Origin of the sequence: Collinsella aerofaciens, from assembly GCF_027679495.1 — a bacterium.
Lineage (GTDB): Bacteria > Actinomycetota > Coriobacteriia > Coriobacteriales > Coriobacteriaceae > Collinsella > Collinsella aerofaciens_AK.
In genome coordinates this window covers 45643-51667 of record NZ_JAQEKC010000016.1, presented here as the reverse complement: position 1 = coordinate 51667, position 6025 = coordinate 45643, and the positions used below count along the sequence as shown (strand labels likewise).

General features: G+C 61.7%; 5 protein-coding genes. All 5 read right to left on the bottom strand.

Features of this window, described 5'->3' with window-relative positions; genetic code table 11:
* Positions 1–88: 88 nt before the first annotated feature.
* Positions 89–1156 (bottom strand): peptide chain release factor 1, encoded by a 1068-nt coding sequence (prfA, locus tag PGW49_RS07105; protein WP_055252487.1) that lies wholly within the window; start codon positions 1154–1156, stop codon positions 89–91.
* A 291-nt stretch (positions 1157–1447) separates the two neighbouring features.
* Positions 1448–2863, bottom strand: a complete 1416-nt coding sequence (locus PGW49_RS07100) for a M20/M25/M40 family metallo-hydrolase (RefSeq protein ID WP_270226063.1) — start codon at positions 2861–2863, stop codon at positions 1448–1450.
* Positions 2864–2935: 72 nt separating this feature from the next.
* A complete protein-coding gene (locus PGW49_RS07095) occupies positions 2936–3721 on the bottom strand; it encodes an amino acid ABC transporter ATP-binding protein (RefSeq protein ID WP_006235692.1) in 786 nt (261 codons plus the stop codon).
* Between the two features lie 22 nt (positions 3722–3743).
* A complete protein-coding gene (locus PGW49_RS07090) occupies positions 3744–4892 on the bottom strand; it encodes an amino acid ABC transporter permease (protein WP_270226062.1) in 1149 nt (382 codons plus the stop codon).
* A gap of 9 nt (positions 4893–4901) precedes the next feature.
* Positions 4902–5828, bottom strand: a complete 927-nt coding sequence (locus PGW49_RS07085; protein ID WP_270226061.1) for a transporter substrate-binding domain-containing protein — start codon at positions 5826–5828, stop codon at positions 4902–4904.
* Between the last annotated feature and the right edge of the window lie 197 nt (positions 5829–6025).

Below are 6025 nucleotides of genomic sequence, written 5' to 3'. Positions count from 1 at the left end.
TGGTCGCGCCCTTGAAGTTGAACGTCAGATTGTCCAAATGCGGCCCGCGCAGCGTCGGCTGGTCCGCCGTTCGGTAGAACGGCGGAACCTAAACAGCTTGTGCCAGCTTCTCGGCACGCTCGGCGGCGGCGAGCGCCTCGATGACGGTGCCGAGCTGGTCGCCCAGAAGGACGCCGTTGTAGGTGGAGTTGAAGCCGATACGGTGATCGGTCACGCGGTCCTGGGGCTGGTTGTAGGTACGAATCTTCTCGGAACGGTTGCCGTGGCCGATCTGGCTCTGGCGCTCGGCACCGAGCTCTGCCTGCTGCTTCTCGAGCTCCATCTCGTACAGACGAGCGCGCAGCATCTGCATGCAGACCTCGCGGTTCTGGATCTGGGAGCGCTGCTCCTGCGACTGCACCACGGTGTTGGTGGGCAGGTGGGTGATGCGCACGGCGGAGTAGGTGGTGTTAACGCACTGACCGCCAGGGCCCGAAGCGCAGTAAGTGTCGATGCGCAGATCGGACTGGTTGATCTGGACGTCAATCTCCTCGGCCTCGGGAAGCACGGCGACGGTAGCCGTGGAGGTCTGGATGCGACCCTGGGACTCGGTCTTGGGAACGCGCTGGACACGGTGCACGCCGGACTCGAACTTCATGACGGAGTAGACGCGGTCGCCCTCGACCTTGAACTCGATAGACTTAAAGCCGCCGGCCTCGCTGGGGCTGGAGTCGAGCACGGTGGTCTTCCAGCCGCGCGACTCACAGAAGCGCTGGTACATCTTGTACAGATCGCCGGCAAAGATGGCCGCCTCGTCGCCACCGGCGGCGGATCGAATCTCGACGATGGTGTTCTTGTCGTCGTTGGGGTCGCTCGGGATGAGCATGTACTTAATGTCTTCCTCGAGCTGGGGAAGCTTGGCCTCGTTTTCGGAGATGTCCATCTGGAGCATCTCCTTCTCATCGGCATCGGTAGTATCGTGGAGCATTTCCTTGGCAGCCTCGATGTCATCGAGCGCGCCGATGTACTCACGCGAGGCGGCGATGAGGTCGGACTGGTGCGCGTACTCCTTGTTGAGACGCGTGAACTCCTTGATATCGGAGGCGACGGCCGGGTCGGAAAGCTTCTTCTCGAGCTCCTCGTAGGCCTTGATGATCTTTTCGAGCTTGTCGCGCATGGCGGGACTCCTTTATATGCGTGAAGGTGAAAATCGGCAGAATTGATGGGGCGCGGGGCGCCGCTGCGGGGGCAAGCCCGGCTAGAACATGTCGATCTTCAGATACATGCGCATCCCTTCGCGTATGGGGTACATAGTTGCGATCTAACCCATACATGATAGCGTGCGCAGGCAAACCTGCATATAACCCGCACGGAATGAGTGGACGTAGCCGTTGGGGACGTTCCTTAACGGCTAGTCGTTTAAGAACGTCCCCAACGGCTAACAAAGGGACCGTCGCTTTGTCACATTCTAGAGCGTGTGGAGCAGGGCGATGAGGAAGCGCACGCCCTGGAGGTAGGCGCGGCGGGTGATGCGCTCGTTGGTGCCGTGGACGCCGCGGTCGCACTCGTCATCGTCGACCACAAACGCCGAAAAACGAATGCATTCGGAGCAAATGCGCTGGTAGTTGGCAGCGTCGGTCGCGCCGATCACGGTCGAGGGGACAATCGCCAACGGCTCGGATGATCCGTTTTCCTCCGTCCCCTTTGAATCGCGGAAATAGCGGGCGGCGATGGAGCGAACCGCCTCGAGGCCGGGACCACCGATGCGCGGGGACGGCGAGGGTTCGGAGCTGCCGGGGCCCAGCTCCACTTCGACACGACCGGCAAGGTCCGCCCCGGCAACCGCCTCACGGCAGCGCGCCACAACGTCGGCCACGCTCGTGCCCTCGAGCATGCGGAAGTTAATGTTGGCCCACATATCCTGCGGCATCACGTTAGCACCGGTGCTACCGCCCTCGATTTGGGTCGGTGCACAGGTGGTGGTCACGAGCGGATAGAGCTTCTTGCTGGCGAGGCAATCGCGGACAATGGCGCCCCCGTTGGCGGCAATCTCATCCACCGTGTAGAGCCCCAGCTCGACAAGCTGCGCGGCAAGCAGATCGGTCACGCGCGTCGGCCACTCGATATCGCAGATTGCGGCGATGGCACGGCTGAGTACCTCGAGCGACGTGCCGCCGTAGGGGTTGGACGAATGCCCGCCCGCGCTCTTCGTCTTGAGCACGATATCGGCATAGCCCTTTTCGGCCAGGTCGGCATGCATAAGCCAGCCCTCGCCCGCGCCGTACTCGGCAGCCGAAACGATACGGTAGTCACCCTCGTCGATCAGGTATTCAAGTTCAATACCGCGCTCCTCGAGCACGCGGCCGATGGCACCCGCACCGAACTGAGTGGTTTCCTCGTCCTGGCCAAAAGCGAGCAGCAGCGTCCGCTCGTGCTCCCAGCCGTGCGCCAGCGCATACTCAACAGCCTCGAGAATGCCTGCGACCTGGTCCTTCATGTCGATCGCGCCGCGGCCCCAAATGTAAGCGTCGTCCACGTGCCCGCTAAAGGGGGCGTGCGTCCAGTCGGCCTCGGTGCCGGGCACCACGGGGACCACGTCCATGTGGCCCATGAGCACAACGGGCTTGAGAGTAGGGTCGGAACCGCCAAGCGTCACCAGCAGCGAATGGTCGATAAGCTCGACCTCGCCCGCCGCAAATACATGCGGCCAGGCCTGCTGCATATAGGCGCGCAGGTCGTCGAAGGGCCGCCAGCCCACCGCCTCGGCATCCATGCTCGAGATAGTCGGAAACGACAGCACACGGCCCAAGCGCTCGCACGCGCCTGCCTCGTCTATATCGGCAAAATCGTCCTCATGCGCAAAGAAGCGCCAAACCTCGGCCATGACATCCTTTCGATTGTGATGACGAGGGCCGCCCCACCGGAGCGGCCCTGCCACATAAGCGTTTGCGGTCGGTTATTTGTCCTCGAGATAACGCGAGAGGAACTCGCGGGTGCGCTGGTGCTTGGGGTTGCCGAAGAGCTCGGCCGGCGCGGCGTCCTCGAGGACCACGCCCTTATCCATAAAGACCACGCGGTCGGACACCGTACGGGCAAAGGCCATCTCATGCGTGACGACGACCATGGTCATGCCGTCGGCCGCGAGCTTGCGCATGACCTCGAGCACCTCGCCCACGATCTCGGGGTCGAGTGCGGAGGTCGGCTCGTCGAACAGCATGATCTGCGGATTCATGCATAGGGCGCGCGCGATGGCCACGCGCTGCTTTTGGCCACCGGACAGGCGACCCACAGCGGCGTGCGCGAACTTTTCGAGCCCCACACTCGTCAGATGCTCCATCGCGACCTTTTCAGCCTCGGCCTTGCTCATCTTTTTGAGCGTGACGGGCGCGAGCGTGCAGTTGTCGAGCACATCCATGTTGTTGAACAGGTTAAAGCCCTGGAACACCATGCCGATGTCCTCACGCAGCTTGTTAATGTTGCAGCGCTCGGCCGTAAGGTCCTGGCCGTGGAACCAGATGTGGCCCGCGTCCGGGGTCTCGAGCAGGTTGAGGCAGCGCAGGAAGGTCGACTTGCCCGAGCCCGAGGCGCCGATAATGGTAACGACCTCGCCGGGGTTAACGGACAGGTCGATGCCCTTGAGCACCTCGAGCGAGCCGAAGCTCTTGCGCAGGCCCTCGACGCGGATGAGCGGCTCATTGGTCTGTGCGGCGGCCGCGGTGCCGGTAGTGGCGATATCTGCCATGATGATTCTCCTCGTCTTGAGCCTAGTTGGAGCTGGGCAGCGTTGTCGGGGCCTCGGCGCCGAGCTTTTTGCCAAAGGCCTCGAGCAGGCGGCTCGCCACGAGCGTCAGGATCAGGTAGACCACGAGCGCCACGCAGTAGACCTCCATCTGGCGGTAGTACACGCCGGCGACGGTGGTGGTGGCGTACATGAGGTCGAACACGCCGATGACCGAAAGCACCGACGAGTCCTTGATGTTGATGATGAGCTCGTTGGTGAGTGCGGGGATCGCGTTTTTAATGCCCTGGGGGAACACGACCTTGCGCATAGCCTGCCACTGCGAAAGACCCAGCGAGCGCGCTGCCTCGGCCTGGCCGGGATCGATGGACTCGATGCCGCCGCGCAGGACCTCCATCATGTAGGCGGTGGAGTTGAGCGAGATGGTGACGAGGCCGGCGGTGAAGGTACTCCAGATCTGGTTGGCCTGGGCGGTCTCGAAGCCCATGCCGCGCAAAACGGTGAAGCCCGCGTAATAGATGAGCAGGCCCTGAACCATCATGGGCGTGCCGCGCACGATGGTGGAGTAGATGGTCGCAAAGCCGCGGCCGATACTCTTAAAGAAGCGCACCAGGTCGTTGTCCACGCGATCGAAGGTCTGAATACGCAGGAACACAAAAAGCAGCGCCAGGAAGAATGCGATGACGGTGCCGAAGGTGGCAAGCGCGATGGTGATCTCGATACCGCGGATGAAGAAGTCCCCGCTCTTGTAGGTCATGTAGACCAGGCTCGACAAAAAGTCGCTGGGGTTGGAGTCCGAGACGATGCTCACCTGTACCAGGTCGATAAACGACATGACGCAGCGGTCCACGAAAAAGATCGCCGCGATGGCGGCCACGACATAGCTGCCCAGGCGCGCGACGCGGTGGAAACGCTCGGATGCGAACGGCGACGTTTCGCGATAGTCACTCCAGTGCATAAGCTTGGTGACAAGCGCCGCCGCCGACACGACAATCCAGGCCCAAAGAATCGCCCAAAGGCAATCCTGGAAGATACCGGTGGGGGCTAAGAAGCTCAGCGGTGTGGGATTGCGTTGGCTAAACGCCAGGCCGAGCGCCGCGACAACGCTCGTGCCCAGGTACACATAACGGTGGTCGGCCTTGATAAAGGAGGCCAGACGATTGATGGTTTTCATGCTGCCTCCCTATGCCGGCTGACGATCGAGGCACGCGTCCCACATTTGGTCGCGTTCCTCTTGGCTAATGCCCTTGAGTGTCTTGTCGATGAGTTTAAGCAGCTTGTCCGAGCCCTTGCGGCAGCCGACGTTTGCCGCGACCTCCTGCTTAAAGCCCTCGCCCTCGGCAAAATGGATGGGGACGATACCGGGATTTTGGGCCATATAGCCCTTCTCGTTCTCGGTGTTGTAGGTCACGGCATCGCACGTGCCCTGCAGCAGGTTCGAGAACACCGTGGGAACCGAATCGACCGGGTTCTTGTGCACAACGCCCGGGATCTCGTCGATGACGGTATCGAGCATGGTGTCCTTTTGGCCGAGTACCGTGGCACCGCTAAAGTCGCTGAGCTTGGTGGCGTTTTGGTAGGGGGAACCCTCTTTTACGAACAGGCCAAAGTAGCCAATGAAGTACGGGTCGGAAAAGCCGACCGACTCCTCGCGCTCGGGCGTGGCGCTCATACCGGCGATGATGAGGTCGATCTGGCCGTTGTTGAGCGAATCGATAAGGCCTGAAAAGCTCTGCTTGACGGCAACGGGCTCGCCGCCGAGGGCCTTGCAGACGATCTTGGCGATCTGCACGTCGTAGCCATCGGCATAGGCGCCCTGCACGTTGTCGATGGGGATGGTGTACTCACTGGCTTCGGAAACCTGCCAGTTGTACGGGGCGTAGGCCGACTCCATACCAATGCGGATCTTGTCCTTGCCGATCACGGAATCGGACAGGTCGTCGCGACCGCCGCCCGTCGTGGGCTGAACCACCTTGAGCGTGGACGGGCGCTGACAGCCGGCGAGCGCGCCGGCGACGACGGAAGCGCTCGCAGCGAGAGCGCTACCCAAAAAGATGCGACGGCTGCATACCAGCTGCGGATGCGCGTCGCGCTGTTGTCGAGATTGCATCTAGTGCCTTCCCTATTTTGCTTTACTGACAATAAGACAGGATATACGCCCGCAACCAGCAGCGCGGCATGTGCGCGAAAAATTAATAGACACACGAGGACGATTGGCGCAAAGCAACCTGTCCCCCATGCACCAAACCCTTGACGGAAACGGCGACGTCGATGTTTTGACAATGCCAGCGAGCGCCACCCAGAGCG

What these genes read in the sequence shown, in the direction of transcription:
- prfA (WP_055252487.1), bottom strand. Translation starts at nt 1,156, where the DNA reads ATGCGCGACAAGCTCGAAAAGATCATCAAGGCCTACGAGGAGCTCGAG.
- PGW49_RS07100 (WP_270226063.1), bottom strand. Translation starts at nt 2,863, where the DNA reads ATGGCCGAGGTTTGGCGCTTCTTTGCGCATGAGGACGATTTTGCCGAT.
- PGW49_RS07095 (WP_006235692.1), bottom strand. Translation starts at nt 3,721, where the DNA reads ATGGCAGATATCGCCACTACCGGCACCGCGGCCGCCGCACAGACCAAT.
- PGW49_RS07090 (WP_270226062.1), bottom strand. Translation starts at nt 4,892, where the DNA reads ATGAAAACCATCAATCGTCTGGCCTCCTTTATCAAGGCCGACCACCGT.
- PGW49_RS07085 (WP_270226061.1), bottom strand. Translation starts at nt 5,828, where the DNA reads ATGCAATCTCGACAACAGCGCGACGCGCATCCGCAGCTGGTATGCAGC.